A 14,207-nucleotide genomic window follows, 5' to 3' on the forward strand; every position below is an offset into this window, starting at 1 on the left:
GTAGCGCGGCTCCGCGCGGACTGTGCGTGCGGCCCCGTACCGGTGATGACCGGTGCGGGGCCGCATGCGTGTGTGGGGTCAGTCCTCGCCGAGGTAGGCCTTGCGGACGGACTCGTCGTGCAGGAGGTCGGCGCCGGTGCCCTGGAGGACGATGCTGCCGGTCTCCATCACGTAGCCGCGGTCGGAGAGCGACAGCGCGGCCTGGGCGTTCTGCTCGACCAGCAGGATCGTCGTGCCGTCGGCCTTGAGCTCGACGATGGTCGCCATGATCTTCTGCATCATCAGCGGGGAGAGGCCCATCGAGGGCTCGTCGAGCATCAGCAGCTTGGGACGGGACATCAGGGCCCGCCCCATGGCGAGCATCTGCTGCTCGCCGCCGGAGAGCGTGCCGGCGGCCTGCCTGCGGCGTTCGCCGAGGATCGGGAAGAGGCCGTAGGCCCGTTCGACGTCCCGGGCGATGCCGTCGGTGTCGTTGCGCAGGAAGGCGCCGAGGAGCAGGTTCTCCTCGATCGTCATGCGCGGGAAGATGTGCCGGCCCTCGGGGGAGTGGGCGAGGCCGAGGGCGACGATCCTGTGGGCGGGGACGGTGGCGAGCGCCTGGCCGTCGAAGGTGATGCTGCCGGCGGTGGGCTTGAGCAGACCGGACAGGGTGCGCAGGGTGGTGGTCTTGCCGGCGCCGTTGGTGCCGATCAGGGTGGTGACCTCGCCCTGGTTGACGGTGAAGCTGATGCCCTTGACGGCTTCGATCTTGCCGTAGGCGACGCGGAGGTCCTGGACGTCGAGGAGTGCGGTCACTGGTCGGTCTCCGTAACGGGGGCGGTGCCTTCGAGCGGGGCGCCGAGGTAGGCGGTGATGACGCGTTCGTCGTTCTGGACGGTCTCGCGGTCGCCCTCGACGATCTTCTGGCCCTGGACGAGCACCGCGGTGCGGTCGCAGAGGTTGAAGATGAAGCGCATGTCGTGCTCGATGACGAGGACGGAGACGCCCCGGTCGCGGATGGCGAAGACGAGTTCCTCGGCGGCGCGGGTCTCCTGGGGGTTCATGCCTGCGGTGGGCTCGTCGAGGAGCAGCAGGCCGGGGTCGGAGGCGAGCGCGCGGGCGATCTCCAGCTTGCGCTGCTCGCCGTACGGGAGGTTGCGGGCGAGGTGGTCGGCCTTGCGGGCGAGGCCGGTGAACTCCAGGAGTTCCATGGCCTTCTCGCGGCTCTCGGCCTCGGAGCGGCGGTAGCCGGGCCCGCGCAGGACGGCGGAGAGCAGGCCCTGGTGCATCCGGCTGTGCCGGCCCACCTGGACGTTCTCCAGGACGGTCATGTTGGCGAAGAGCCGGATGTTCTGGAAGGTGCGGGCGATGCCGGCCTGGGTGACCAGGTGGGGCTTGGGCGGCAGGACGGTGCCGCGGTAGGTGACGGTGCCCTCGGTGGGGACGTAGAGGCCGGTGAGGCAGTTGAAGAAGGTGGTCTTGCCGGCGCCGTTGGGGCCGATGAGGCCGATGATCTCGCCGCGGCCGACGGTGAGCGAGACGCTGTTGACGGCGGTGAGGCCGCCGAACCGCATGGTGACGCCGGAGACGTCGAGGAGGGGTTCGGCGGGGCCGGGGGCGGTGCCGGCGGGGGCGGGGGCGTCGGTGGTGGTCATCTGGGGGTCACGCCCCTGCCTTGGTGAGGGCGACGTCGTCGCCGGTGGACCGGGCCGGGACGGTGGCGGCCTCGTGGAATTCGAGCTGCCGGCGCCGGTTGGGGATGAGGCCCTCGGGGCGGACCCGCATGAGGACGATGAGGGCGATGCCGAAGGCGAGCAGCTGGTAGTCGGCCAGGAACTCCAGCTTCTTCGGGATGAGGAAGAGGAGGGTCGCGCCGGCCAGCGGGCCGCTGATGGTGCCCATGCCGCCGAGGATGACGGCGGCGAGCAGGAAGGCGGAGTTGGGCGGCAGCGCTTCGGCGAAGGTGTACTGGTCGGGCGTGACGGTGTAGCTGACGTGGGCCTGGACGGTGCCGGCGAGGCCCGCCAGGCAGGCGCCGAGCGCGAAGGCGAGGAGCTTGAGGCGGAAGCCGTTGATGCCCATGGCCTCGGCGGCGGTCTCGTCCTCGCGGATGGCGACCCAGGCGCGGCCGATCCGGCTGTTGCCGACCCGGGCGAAGACCAGGACGACGAAGGCGGTGACGACCAGCATCAGCAGGTAGTAGTTGGAGAACCGGCCGAGTTCGACGCCGAGGACGGTGGTGGGCTTGCCGAGGTTCCAGCCGAGGATCTCCAGGTCGGGGATCCGCGGGATGCCGTTGGAACCGTTGGTGATCTTGGGGCCGGTGGTGCCGTTGAGGTTGAGCATGGTGATGCGGAAGATCTCGCCGAACCCGAGGGTGACGATGGCGAGGTAGTCGCCGCGCAGCCGCAGGGTGGGGGCGCCGATGACGACGCCGAAGACCATCGAGACGACGGCGCCGGTGAGCACGGCCGCCCAGAACGGGAACTGGACGTGGATCGGCGAGGCGGGGGAGCCGGAGACCAGGGCGGCGCTGTAGGCGCCGACGCCGAGGAAGGCGACGTAGCCGAGGTCGAGGAGTCCGGCGAGGCCGACGACGATGTTGAGGCCGAGGGCGACGGTGGCGAAGATCAGGATGTTGGTGGCGACCGAGGTGTACTGGTCGCTGGACTGGGTGAACGGGAAGCTGGCGGCGGCTGCGAAGGCGGCGCCGGTGGTGACGGCCTGGTACTTGACGGTCAGGGCGCGCAGCCGGGGCAGCAGGCCGGACCGGCCGAGGGCGGCGACCGCGGCCGCGGCGAGCAGCAGGTAGCCGGTGAAGAGCTCGCCGTACTCGGTGTCGATGCCGAAGGTGATGGCGAACAGGCCGGCCGCGAAGGCGACGACGATCAGTCCGACCTCGGCCCAGGAGGGCAGTTCGCGGGGGGTGGGCAGCGGCCGGTGGACGGTGCCGAGCCGCAGCCAGGTGTTGGCGAGGTGGCCGAGCTGGACGAGCAGGACGGCGCCGGCGGCTATCGCGGCGCCGCCGGCGATCGCGGTGAGGACGGGGGCGACGGGCTTGTCCTCGGGGATCGCGTGGGTGGCGAACCAGACCACCGGGGCGATCGGGACGAGCAGGAAGAGCCGCCGGTCGAGGATCCGCAGCGGGACGGCGGTGCGCCGGTCGAGCGGCAGGCCGAGGGAGCCGGCGAGGGCCAGCAGGGAGCCCGCGGCGAGGATCCAGCCGCCGGGTTCGAGGTTGGCGACGCCGCCGAGGTCGGTGGAGATGGAGACCACCGAGAACCAGCCGACGGCGAGGCCGCCGGTGGCCGCGAACACGACGGCGTTGTTGCTGCCGCCGGGCGCGGCCCAGCGCAGGCCGGGGACGCCCTGGGTGCCGAGCAGGAGGACGAGGGTCAGCAGTCCGGCGGTGAGCGCGAGCCACTGCAGGCCGGCGGGGGAGCCGTAGAAGGTGAGGTCGCCCGGGTACTCGGAGGTCCAGGTCCAGGGCATCAGGGCCGCGGCGGCGGTGGCGAGGGCGCCGGCACCGGTGAGCAGGGCCGCGGTGCGGCCGGGGAGGGCGAGGACCGGGGTGGTCTCGGTGCTGCTGGTGGTCATGGTGCTCACGCCCTGTCCGCGACGCGCTCGCCGAGCAGGCCCTGGGGCCGGACGAGCAGGACGACGATGAGGAGTACGAAGGCCCAGACGTCCTTCCAGGCGCCGCCTCCGAAGAGGTCCATGCCGGGCAGGTGCTGGATGTAGCCGGTGGCGAGGGCCTCGGCGAGGCCCAGGGTGATGCCGCCGAGCATGGCGCCATAGATGTTGCCGATGCCGCCGAGGACGGCGGCGGTGAAGGCCTTGAGGCCGAGCAGGAAGCCCATCCGGAAGTCGACCTGGCCGCTGCGCAGGCCGTAGGCGACGGCGGCGACGGCGGCGAACGCGGCACCGATGGCGAAGGCCATGACGATGATCCGGTCGGTGTCGATGCCCATCAGCTTGGCGGTGTCGGGGTCCTGGCTGGTGGCCTGCATGGCGCGGCCGGAGCGGGTGCGGGTGACGAACCAGCCGAGGGCGAGCATGCAGAGCGGCGCGGCGATGATGAGGAAGAGGTCGCTGCGCTGGATGGCGACGGAGCCGATCTCGAAGGGGTCGCCGGGGATCTTCGGGAAGACCCGGGCCTTCTTGGCGTCCGGGTAGAAGGAGAAGACCAGCTGCTGCAGCAGGATGGACAGGCCGATCGCGGTGATCAGCGGGGCGAGCCGGGGTGCCGAGCGCAGCGGCCGGTAGGCGAAGCGTTCGGCGGCGACGGCGGTGAGGGTGGAGACCAGGATGCCGGCGACCAGCATCAGCGGTAGGGCCAGCCACAGGGTGGTGCCGCCCGGGAGGGCGAGGTAGGCGGTCAGGGCGCCGAAGCCGCCGACCATGACGATCTCGCCGTGGGCGAAGTTGATGAGCTGGACGATGCCGTAGACCATCGTGTAGCCGATCGCGACGAGCCCGTAGAGGGCGCCGAGGATCAGGCCGTTGGCCAGCTGCTGCGGTAGGTCGTGCACCGCTGGGCCTCCGTTGTGCGTATGGGGTGTCCGCGTGGGTGGTGGATGTGGGTGCGCGCGGGGGCACTCGTGGCGCCCCCGCGCGCGGTGGTTCCGGCGTGCTCCGGCGGGTCTGAGGCGCAGGGCCGGTCCCGCCGTTCCGTGCTGGCGGGATCAGCCGGTGAAGGTGCCGGACTTCTCCACGGCCCACTTGCCGTCCTTGACGGTGTAGACGGTGAGCTGCTTGTTGGTGGTGTCACCGAACTCGTCGAAGGAGACCTTGCCGGTGACGCCCTCGAAGGAGACCTTCTGGACGGCCTCGACGACCTTGGCGCGGGGGCTGTCGGGCAGCTTGCCGTTGTTGCCGGCGACGACGGCCTTGACGCCCTGGATGACGGCCCAGGCGCTGTCGTAGGAGTAGCCGCCGTAGGTCTCGTAGGCGTCCTTGAAGCCGGCGGTCTTGTAGTCGGCGATGAACTTGGCGGCGGTCGGGAGCTGCTCGACCGGCAGGCCGACGGCGGTGGCGAGGTCGCCCTGGCCCTTGGGGTTGAGCTTCAGGAAGTCGCCGCTCTGGATGCCGTCGCCGCCCATCAGCGGGATGTTGACGCCGGCGTCCTTGAGCTGGAGGGAGAGCGGGCCGGCGGCGGGGTACTCGCCGCCGTAGTAGACCGCCTCGGCGCCGGAGGACCTGACCTTGGTGACGATGGCCGAGAAGTCGCGGTCGTCGGGGTTGACGTGCTCCTCCCCGACGATCTGGCCGCCGTTCTTGAGGAACTGGCCCTTGAAGGTGGCGGCGAGGCCGGCGCCGTAGGTCTTCTGGTCGTCGATGAGGAAGACCTTGGTCTTCTTGGCGTCCTTGGTCAGGTAGTTGGCCGCGAAGGGCCCCTGGACGGCGTCGGTGGTGGCGGTGCGGAAGTAGCTCTTGAACGGGCGGGACTTCTCGCCGCTGGCCCACTTCTCGCCCTGGCTGAGGGCGACGCCGGTGTTGGCGGGGGAGATCTGGACGAGGTTGGCGTCGTTGAAGATCTGCTGCATCGACTGCGCCACGCTGGAGTTGAGCGGGCCGACGACGCCGATGACGTTCTTGTCGCCGACCAGCTGGGTGGCGTTCTGCTGGCCGGGGGCGGGCTTGCCGGTGTCGTCGAGGGCCTTGATCTCGAACTTGACGCCGGGGACCTCGTTCTTCTCGTTGGCCTGCTTGACCGCGAGCTCGACGGAGTTGCGGATGCCCAGGCCGAGGGCGGAGAGGTCGCCGGTGAGCGGGGCGTCGACGCCGATGACGACGGTGGTGGAGCCGCCGCCCTTGCCGCTGTCCCCGGACTTCTTGTCGTCGCGGGAACCGCACGCGGTGAGGGTGAGGGCGCCGATCACGGCAATGCTCACGACAACTGCTGAACGATGACGCACGAGGGTCCCCTTCGGTTCAGGAGGGCGCCGCGCCTGAACGGCGGGAGCCTGGATGCGCGGTGGGCCTGGCCCATTCCGATGGCGCGGTGACTGGCCGTGACTCTAGATGCCGGTTGGCGGCTCGGGCAGTGGTGCGGCCAGGCTGTGATTCTCTTGTTATGAGCACACGGAGAAGTCGTCTCACCATGTGGTCGTTCCGGCTCGACCGATCCGGCGGTACCTGGGGTTCCGCGCCCAACTCGCCCAATGTAAGGCGTAGAAGGGCAGGTTACTCCTGGCCTCACCGATAGTCGGACGTGACCGTCCGGGGTCTTGAAGTCGGGCGTGTGCGTCCGAATAGCGAACATCGAACCATCCGACCGACCGTTTTCAGGGTGATCGACCCCCTGAAGTGGGCAGATGTTCGGATTTCCTACTTGTTACGCACCGTTACATTGCTGCGAGCGCCCCCATGCGGACCCGAACATGCCGCCGCCCCCTTGTCCAGACCAACGACTGCCCAGGGCGGTCGAAGGTCAAACAAGGGGGCGGGCAAGGGATTTGACGGAGGATCGGGTCAGAGGTCGCGCAGCATGCAGGTGAGACGGCAGCTGGTGACCCGTTTGCCGGTGTCGTCGGTGATCGCGATCTCGTAGGTCGCGGCGGTGCGGCCCTTGAAGACCGCGGTCGCCACGCCGGTGACCAGACCGGAGGTGGCCGAGCGGTGGTGGGTGGCGTTCAGGTCCACGCCGACCGCGTAGCGGCCCGGGCCGGCGTGCAGCATCGCGCCGACCGAGCCGAGCGTCTCCGCCAGCGCCGCCGAGGCGCCGCCGTGCAGCAGTCCGTACGGCTGCTGGTTGCCGTCCACCGGCATGGTGCCGACGACCCGGTCGCCGGAGGCCTCGACGATCCGGATGCCGAGCTTGTCGCCGAGCCGGCCGCCCGAGAAGGTGGCCGGGTCCACGCCCAGCCGGGCGAAGTGGTCCAGCATCTCCGGGGGGACGTCGAGGAGGGGCGCCGGGGCCGCGTCGGCGGCGGGGGACGGTCCTGCGCCGGTCGGGGCCGGGCCGGGGGCCGGATCGGTCATGGGGGAGCTCCTGCCGCTCGGGGGTCGCGTCGTCGTGCTGCCTGTGATCGTACGACCGTCCTACTCGGCGGTAGAGGTGCCGGCCGGGGGAGGCGGGTGCGGCGCCCGGGGCGCGGGCGTGCCGGAGGGGCGCCCGCCCCGGCCGTGCCCCTTTTGTCGGTGGCGGGCCCTAGGATCGGTGGCCGGTAGTGGAATCGGCAGGAACGGACGTTGACGTGGCTACGCAGAGTACGGACAAGGGCGCGGCGGGTGGCGGCGGAGCCGGGTCGCGGCCCCGCCTGATGCTGCTCGACGGGCACTCCATGGCCTACCGGGCGTTCTACGCACTGCCCGTGGAGAACTTCAACACCTCCACCGGCCAGCCCACCAACGCGGTGTACGGCTTCGCGTCGATGCTCGCCAACACCGTCCGGGACGAGGCGCCCACCCACCTCGCGGTCGCCTTCGACCTCTCCCGGCAGACCTTCCGGTCGGTCGAGTTCCCCGACTACAAGGCCAACCGGGCCAAGACGCCGGACGAGTTCCGCAGCCAGGTGGGCCTGATCGGCGAGCTGCTCGACGCCATGCACGTGCCGCGGCTGACCGCCGAGGGCTTCGAGGCCGACGACATCATCGCCACCCTGGCCACCGCCGCCGAGGCGGCCGGCTTCGACGTCGACATCGTCACCGGCGACCGCGACTCCCTCCAGCTGGTCACCGAGCACATCACCGTGCTCTACCCGACCAAGGGCGTCTCCGAGCTCACCCGCTACACCCCGGAGAAGGTCGCCGAGAAGTACGGCGTCACCCCCCGGCAGTACCCGGACCTCGCCGCCCTGCGCGGCGACCCGTCCGACAACCTGCCCGGCATCCCGGGCGTCGGCGAGAAGACCGCCGCCAAGTGGGTCAACCAGTTCGGCTCCTTCGACGAGCTGATCGCCCGCGCCGACGAGGTCAAGGGCAAGATCGGCGAGAAGCTGCGCGAGCACCTCGACTCGGTCCGGCGCAACCGCGTCCTGACCGAACTGGTCCGCGACGTCGAACTCCCGCTCGGCGTCGAGGACCTGGCCCGGGCGCCGTTCGACGCCCCGGCCGTCACCGCGCTCATGGAGTCGCTGGAGTTCCGCAACGCCAACTTCCGCGACCGCGTCCACGGCATCGACCCGGCCGCCGCCGAGCCGGAGGCCGCCGAGCTCGCCCCCGGCGTCGAGGTCGACGGCGAACTCCTCACCGACCCGGGCACCCTGGCCGACTGGCTGGAGCGGCACGCCTCCGACGGCAAGACCACGGTCGCGCTGGCCGCCGTCTACCAGTGGGCGCTCGGCAGCGGCGAGGTCACCGAGGTCGCGCTGGCCGCCGGGGAGGACGCCGCCTGGTTCGACCCGGCGCTGCTCGCCGAGGAGGACGAGCGCGCCTTCGCCGGCTGGCTGGCCGACCCGGCCGCCCCCAAGGCCCTGCACATCGCCAAGCAGGTCATGCGGGCCTTCGCCGAGCGCGGCTGGACCGTCGGCGGCGTCGTCGCCGACACCGCCCTGGCCGCCTACCTGGAGAAGCCCGGCCGGCGCACCTTCACCCTGGAGGTGCTCGCCGAGGAGTACCTGGCCCGCTCGCTCGCCCCGGCCCCGGCCGCCGAGTCCGGCCAGCTCGCCTTCGACGCCCCGGAGGAGGACCCGCAGGCCGGCGCCCAGGCCCTGATGCTCCAGGCCCGTGCCGTCCTCGACCTCGCCGCGCTCTTCGACACCCGCCTCGCCGAGGTCGGTGCCACCGGACTGCTCCGGGACATGGAGCTGCCGATCGCCGCGCTGCTCGCCCGCATGGAGCGCACCGGCATCGCCGCCGACCGCGGCTGGCTGACCGGCCTGGAGTCGCAGTTCGCCGCGGAGATCCAGCGGGTCGTCGAGGAGGCGCACGCCGCCGTCGGCCACGAGTTCAACCTCGGCTCGCCCAAGCAGCTCCAGGAGATCCTCTTCGGCGAGCTGGCCCTGCCCAGGACCAAGAAGATCAAGACCGGGTACACCACCGACGCCGACGCGCTCACCTGGCTCGCCACCCAGACCGACAACGAGCTGCCGGTCATCCTGCTTCGCCACCGCGACCAGGCCAAGCTGCGGACCACCGTCGAGGGCCTGCTCAAGACGGTCTCGCCGGCCGGCCGCATCCACACCACCTTCAACCAGATGGTCGCCGCCACCGGCCGGCTCTCCTCGCAGGACCCGAACCTGCAGAACATCCCGGTCCGCACCGAGGAGGGCCGGATGATCCGCCGCGCCTTCGTCGTCGGCGAGGGCTACGAGGCGCTGCTGACCGCCGACTACTCGCAGATCGAACTGCGGATCATGGCCCACCTGTCCGAGGACGAGGCGCTGATCGAGGCCTTCGCCACCGGCGAGGACCTCCACACCACCGTCGCCTCGCAGGTCTTCGAGGTGCCCGGCGGCTCGGTCGACGCCGAGATGCGCCGCAAGATCAAGGCGATGTCCTACGGCCTCGCCTACGGCCTCTCCGCGTACGGGCTCTCCCAGCAGCTCGGCATCAAGCCGGCCGAGGCGCAGGGCCTCATGGACACCTACTTCGAGCGCTTCGGCGGGGTGCGGGACTACCTGCACCGGGTCGTCGAGGAGGCCCGGGCCACCGGCTACACCGAGACCCTGCTCGGTCGCCGCCGCTACCTGCCGGACCTCAACAGCGACAACCGCCAGCGCCGCGAGATGGCCGAGCGGATGGCCCTCAACGCCCCGATCCAGGGCTCGGCCGCCGACATCGTCAAGATCGCCATGCTCCGGGTCGACGAGCGGCTGCGGGAGGCCGGGCTGACGTCCCGGATGCTGCTCCAGGTGCACGACGAAATCGTGCTGGAGCTGGCCCCGGGCGAGCGCGAGCCGGTCGAGGCGATCGTCCGCGAGCAGATGGCCGGCGCCTACCCGCTGCGCGCCCCGCTCGACGTGTCGGTCGGCGTCGGCGCGAACTGGGAGGCCGCCGCGCACTGACGCGACGTCGGCCGGCCCCGGGCGGAGCTCCGAGGAGGAGCCGCCCGGGGCCTTCTCGGCGCCGGGCGGCGGTCCTACCCTGACGGGTATGCCTGCCGATGAGGTGCTCCGCCGCGGCCGTGACGGCACCACGGTCGACCTCGTTCTCGAACCGGGCGGGGGCTCCTGGCCCGCCTTCGCGCTCCTGGCGCTGCGCCTGCTCGCCTTCCTGCTGGCCGCATGCCTGCTCTTCCTGCCGGTCGGGGCCGTGATCGTGGTGGTCGCGGTGATCAACGGCGCCACCTTCGTCGGCGCGGTGACCTTCTGCGGGGTGCTGTGGCTCGCCGTCGGGCTGCTGCTGTGGCCGTTCGTCGCGGTCGGCGAGCTGCAGTCGGTCCACCGGGTGCAGTTCGCCCCGGTCGGTGGGCCGACCGAACTGCGCTTCGTCCGGGGCGCCCGCGTCGGTGCCTGGGCGCCGATCTCCGGCCTGCTGCGGATCCGGCTGGACGAGGACGTGGAGGAGCCCTACGAGGGCGACCTCGCGCCGGCCGTCCGCACCCTCGACATCACGGTGGTCACCGCGGACGGCGACGACGGCCACTCCCACCGGGCGCCGAAGGGCACCGACGCCGACGCGCTCCAGCGCTCCCTGGAGGAACTGCTCGGCCCGGCCGGTGTCCCCGTCCAGCGCCGAACCGAACGCCGTGTCCGCCCGAAGCCGCCGCCCCCGTCGGCCGGCGGGGGCTGGACGTACGGCGGCTCGGGCTCGGCGAACTCCGGTGGCTTCTCCGGCGGGGGGTGAGGTCCGGGTGGTGAGGTCCGCGGGGTGAGCTCCGCAGGTGGGCTCGGGGATGGATCCGGGGGCGGGTTCGGGGCCGGGTGCGCGTCGGGCTCCCGCGTCCTCCGCCGTCCGTGCGGGCCCGCCGGTCCCTGCGCTCCGTCGGGGTGGCTCCGCAGGGTTGACACCGGGTCGGGGCGGGTCGGGGCGCATTCCCGTCCGCCACGGGGTCTGCGGCCCGCCGACGGTGCCCCACGGGACGCGGACGCCCTCCCCAGGAGCCGGTACCCGCCACCGCCGTCCGGAGGGCTGCTGTGCCCGGCGTGGCTGCCCTACGCTGGGCCCGTGACGGAGCGGGTGACCGTGCGGGTGGGACCGGAGTCGGCCGTGCTGGTGCTCGGCACCGGCCGGGACCGGGTGCGCGAGGCCGCCGGGGACCTGGGCCGGGAGCTGGTGCCGTCGGTCCTGGGCCCCCAGGTGATCCTGCTGCCGTCGGGAGCGCTGGCCGGGGTGGTCGCCCACGAGGCCCTGGGGCTCGGCACCGGGGGAGCGGTCGCGCTGGTCGGGGCGCTGCTGCTGCTGGAACTGCTGGTCTGCGCCCTCCTGGTCTGCGGGAGCAGCCTCACCCGGCCCTGCCGCCTGGAGCTTTCGCCGCCGCACGCACCGGTGCGGATGCGCTTCGTACGGCTGGGCCGGACGGGACGGTGGCGCCCGGTGGCGGAGCTCGGCGGGCTGGAGGTGGTGCACCGGGTCCAGGAGCCCGTGGACGGGGACCCGCGGCCGCGCGCGGAGACCTTCACGGTGTCGGCCGCCGGTCGCCGTAGGGCGTCGCTGTCCGCCCAGGACGTCCCGGGGGACCCGCGGGAGCTCGTCCGGCAGCTCGGCGACCTGCTGGCGCCCGCCGGTGTGCCGGTCGGCCTCCGGACCACCCGGTACGCCCGGCGGCTCGGGAGGCCGCCGGTGCGCGTGCCCGGCCCGGCGCCGGCCGGTGCGGCCCCGGCGGAGGCGGTGCCGGCGGACGCGGGCCCGGTGGAGGCCGCGCCTGCGGAGGCCACGCCGGCGGACGGGAAGCCGGCGGACGGGCGGCGGGGGCCGGGGTAGCGGCCGACCGCCCCGGCCGGGCATCCGTGCTGTCGTCGCGAAGGCGGCTGCGCACCGCGGGGGTTGATATCGGGTCAGGGACCCTCTTCACTTGTCATGGCGCCGACGCCTTTGATCATGGGCGCGGCACCACCCGCCCCGCTGCTCCGCCGCCTCATCCGACGAGTCCGGAGATCCCCTCATGTCCCAGTCCCGCCTGCGGCGCGCCGTTGTCGCGCTGACGGCACTGCCCCTGCTCGCGCTCGGCGCGGGCCAGGCCGTGGCCGCCCCCGCCCCCGCCCCTTCCTCCGCCTCCGCCTCCGTTCCCGCCGTCCGCGCGGCCGCCTCCCCGGTGACCGCGATCGAGGACGGGATCGCCCGTACCCTGGCCGCCTCCCTCGCCGACCCCGCCCTGCGCGAGAGGCTGCGCACCGCGACCGCCGCCGCCCCCGCCGAACTCGCCCCGCTGGCCGCCGGTCTGACCGGCACCACCGCCCGTGGGCTCGCCGCCGCGGCCGAGCGTGCGGACCGCGGTGTCGCCGCCGCCAAGGGCCTCCGCGACGACCTGGGCCCGCTGCTGCGCGTGCAGTTGGCCGACCCGTCGATGCGGGCCGCCCTGGACGCCGGCGCCGCACCGCTGGTGGCCACCGCCGGCACCGACGAGCACGCCCGCACCGTCCGCGCCTACGACACCGCCGGCCGGGCGCACGCCCTGAACGCCGCCACGCTGCCCGCCCGCCCGGTCTACCTGGTGGACGTCGACACCGCCAAGGCGCTGGCGGCCGGGACCGATCTGCTGCGCCGGGAGCTGGCGGCCCGCGGCATCGCCCCGTCGGCCCCCGGCGCCCAGGCCCCCGGTACGGCCGCGCCCACCGCCCAGGCCGCCACCGCGGGCTGGTGGGGCACCAAGATCACCTCGATCCGGGTGAACGACGACGAGGAGCCCTGGTTCAAGGGTGCCGCCGAGATGTTCAGCCTGGTCAGCGGTTTCGGCCAGGACGGCAAGGTCCGGGTCGACCCGGTCTCCATGCCGTACCTCCAGTACGACGGCACCGTGTACTACCCCAACCAGATCCTGGTGAACTGGTCGAACTACAAGTACAACCTGGCCGACGTCGTGCTGATGGAGGACGACGGCGACACCAACTACCTGGCCCTCGCCCAGGCGATCGCCGCCGTCCTGCTCACCGTCGCCGACCAGGGCGCCTACATCCCGCTGGTCAACGCCGTCCTGGCCGCGCTGCCCACCAACTGGTGGACCGACGACCCGGACTACGTGGAGTCCTGGTACACCCTCGCGCGCACCAGCACCGGCCACCTCAACGGTGCCCGGGGCAACGGCTGGATGACCGTCGAGCCGTACTGGGTCGGCCAGCTCTGACCGTTCCGGCCGGGTCGGCGCGGCGGCAGGGTGCCGTGCCGGCCCGGCCGGCGGTTGGATGATCAACCCGCGTGGCGGCCGAAAGTCCCGACCACGGTCGAGCTGCTGACGGAACATCACACGCCAGCCGACCGCTCCGCCCTTCGGGCCGCGACCGGCCGTGGCCGCCACCACGAGATGATCCGGCGCCGCAGATTCGTCGTCGGCGACGAGCGGGCGGGCCTGCGGGTCCTGGTTCAGGAGTCCGGCCCCGATCCGGGGAGATGGCCGGGATCGGCGAACCGGTACTCGTCGGGGATCCGCTCAGCCCGACGGACCGGGGGCGCCCGGGCCGGCGCTCCTGGCAGATGCCGGTCCTGGTGCGCCTGCCCGGAGTTCCTCCGGCCGGCCGGGCCGTTGTCGAGGGCTTCGAGCCCTACCGCCCCGGTGAGCCCTTTCCGCCGGAACCGATCGAACGGCCGGGCGTGGACGTGTTCGTCGGTTCGGTCGACGGCGTGGTGCGGGAGTGAGCGTGTGCGCGGTGGCCGACGGCCACTACTGGACCGCCGCCTCGCCCGCCCTCCGGTCCCACGGCGTGGGCCGGCCCGTCATGCTCGGAGCCCTCGCCCGTGCGGCGGACCACCCGGCCACCCTCACCGCCTCGAAGCCGGGCCGCCCGCTGCACGAGTCGCCGGGTTGCACCGCCGCAGCCCCGCCGACCTGGTGGGCCTCCACCCGGGCCCGGGCGCACGGTGCGCAGGAAGTCGGTGCGGCCGACTTCCTGCGCACCACTCGAAGATCAATTGCGGGACAGCCCTCGGGTGAGTCCGGGGCCGATGACGGGCGTGGACGCCGGGAGCGTGGCGGTGGCCGGACGGGGCCGCGTCCTGCTGGTCCCCCGGGGTGCGGGTGTCTGCGACATGTGTCCTCCCGGGTGGAGTGGGTCCGGGGTTCGGGCGGGGGCTGCGTGGGTAATCGGGGGGGGCGCCCTACCACCCGCGGGGGCCGGGGTGTGTAATAAAAACAAAAGACGCAGCCCGCGAAGTTAATATTTTTTATAAACGTGGTGGGCCGATAAATA

General features: G+C 72.6%; 11 protein-coding genes. 5 read left to right on the forward strand and 6 right to left on the reverse strand.

Annotation, left to right across the window (positions count from 1 at the left end):
* Positions 1-78 precede the first annotated feature (78 nt).
* The 6 genes from ACFCX4_RS24655 to ACFCX4_RS24680 form a co-directional block, all read right to left on the reverse strand.
* On the reverse strand, positions 79-795 hold the full coding sequence (locus tag ACFCX4_RS24655) for an ABC transporter ATP-binding protein (protein ID WP_376146176.1): 717 nt from the start codon (positions 793-795) through the stop codon (positions 79-81).
* Positions 792-1,634: an ABC transporter ATP-binding protein gene (locus ACFCX4_RS24660; protein WP_376146179.1), complete on the reverse strand. Its 843-nt coding sequence runs from the start codon at positions 1,632-1,634 to the stop codon at positions 792-794. Before ACFCX4_RS24660 ends, ACFCX4_RS24655 begins: the two co-directional genes overlap by 4 nt.
* Before the next feature lie 7 nt (positions 1,635-1,641).
* Complete coding sequence (locus ACFCX4_RS24665) at positions 1,642-3,576, reverse strand: branched-chain amino acid ABC transporter permease (protein WP_376146182.1); 1,935 nt, start codon at positions 3,574-3,576, stop codon at positions 1,642-1,644.
* Positions 3,577-3,581: 5 nt separating this feature from the next.
* Positions 3,582-4,511: a branched-chain amino acid ABC transporter permease gene (locus tag ACFCX4_RS24670; protein WP_376146185.1), complete on the reverse strand. Its 930-nt coding sequence runs from the start codon at positions 4,509-4,511 to the stop codon at positions 3,582-3,584.
* A 153-nt stretch (positions 4,512-4,664) separates the two neighbouring features.
* Positions 4,665-5,897, reverse strand: coding sequence for a branched-chain amino acid ABC transporter substrate-binding protein (locus tag ACFCX4_RS24675; RefSeq protein WP_376146188.1), 1,233 nt, complete (start codon positions 5,895-5,897; stop codon positions 4,665-4,667).
* A 556-nt stretch (positions 5,898-6,453) separates the two neighbouring features.
* Entirely contained in the window at positions 6,454-6,867 is a 414-nt protein-coding gene (locus tag ACFCX4_RS24680) for a PaaI family thioesterase (RefSeq protein WP_376146211.1), read from the reverse strand.
* Positions 6,868-7,244: 377 nt separating this feature from the next.
* Between ACFCX4_RS24680 and polA the strand changes: the two genes are divergently transcribed.
* The 5 genes from polA (at position 7,245) to ACFCX4_RS24705 (ending at position 13,656) form a co-directional block, all read left to right on the forward strand.
* Positions 7,245-9,929, forward strand: a complete 2,685-nt coding sequence (gene polA / locus ACFCX4_RS24685; protein WP_376146214.1) for a DNA polymerase I — start codon at positions 7,245-7,247, stop codon at positions 9,927-9,929.
* A gap of 88 nt (positions 9,930-10,017) precedes the next feature.
* A complete protein-coding gene (locus ACFCX4_RS24690; protein ID WP_376146191.1) occupies positions 10,018-10,710 on the forward strand; it encodes a hypothetical protein in 693 nt (230 codons plus the stop codon).
* Positions 10,711-11,031: 321 nt separating this feature from the next.
* On the forward strand, positions 11,032-11,787 hold the full coding sequence (locus ACFCX4_RS24695) for a hypothetical protein (protein WP_376146194.1): 756 nt from the start codon (positions 11,032-11,034) through the stop codon (positions 11,785-11,787).
* 181 nt (positions 11,788-11,968) lie between these two features.
* On the forward strand, positions 11,969-13,147 hold the full coding sequence (locus ACFCX4_RS24700; protein ID WP_376146197.1) for a DUF3103 family protein: 1,179 nt from the start codon (positions 11,969-11,971) through the stop codon (positions 13,145-13,147).
* Positions 13,148-13,410: 263 nt separating this feature from the next.
* Complete coding sequence (locus tag ACFCX4_RS24705) at positions 13,411-13,656, forward strand: hypothetical protein (protein WP_376146200.1); 246 nt, start codon at positions 13,411-13,413, stop codon at positions 13,654-13,656.
* Positions 13,657-14,207 lie beyond the last annotated feature (551 nt).

Origin of the sequence: Kitasatospora sp. NPDC056327, from assembly GCF_042261735.1 — a bacterium.
Lineage (GTDB): Bacteria > Actinomycetota > Actinomycetes > Streptomycetales > Streptomycetaceae > Kitasatospora.

Bases quoted from the DNA above. Each gene is read 5' to 3' on its own strand.
- ACFCX4_RS24660 (WP_376146179.1), bottom strand. From the start codon at position 1,634: ATGACCACCACCGACGCCCCCGCCCCCGCCGGCACCGCCCCCGGCCCC.
- ACFCX4_RS24665 (WP_376146182.1), bottom strand. From the start codon at position 3,576: ATGACCACCAGCAGCACCGAGACCACCCCGGTCCTCGCCCTCCCCGGC.
- ACFCX4_RS24680 (WP_376146211.1), bottom strand. From the start codon at position 6,867: ATGCTGGACCACTTCGCCCGGCTGGGCGTGGACCCGGCCACCTTCTCG.
- polA (WP_376146214.1), top strand. From the start codon at position 7,245: ATGCTGCTCGACGGGCACTCCATGGCCTACCGGGCGTTCTACGCACTG.
- ACFCX4_RS24690 (WP_376146191.1), top strand. From the start codon at position 10,018: ATGCCTGCCGATGAGGTGCTCCGCCGCGGCCGTGACGGCACCACGGTC.
- ACFCX4_RS24700 (WP_376146197.1), top strand. From the start codon at position 11,969: ATGTCCCAGTCCCGCCTGCGGCGCGCCGTTGTCGCGCTGACGGCACTG.
- ACFCX4_RS24705 (WP_376146200.1), top strand. From the start codon at position 13,411: ATGGCCGGGATCGGCGAACCGGTACTCGTCGGGGATCCGCTCAGCCCG.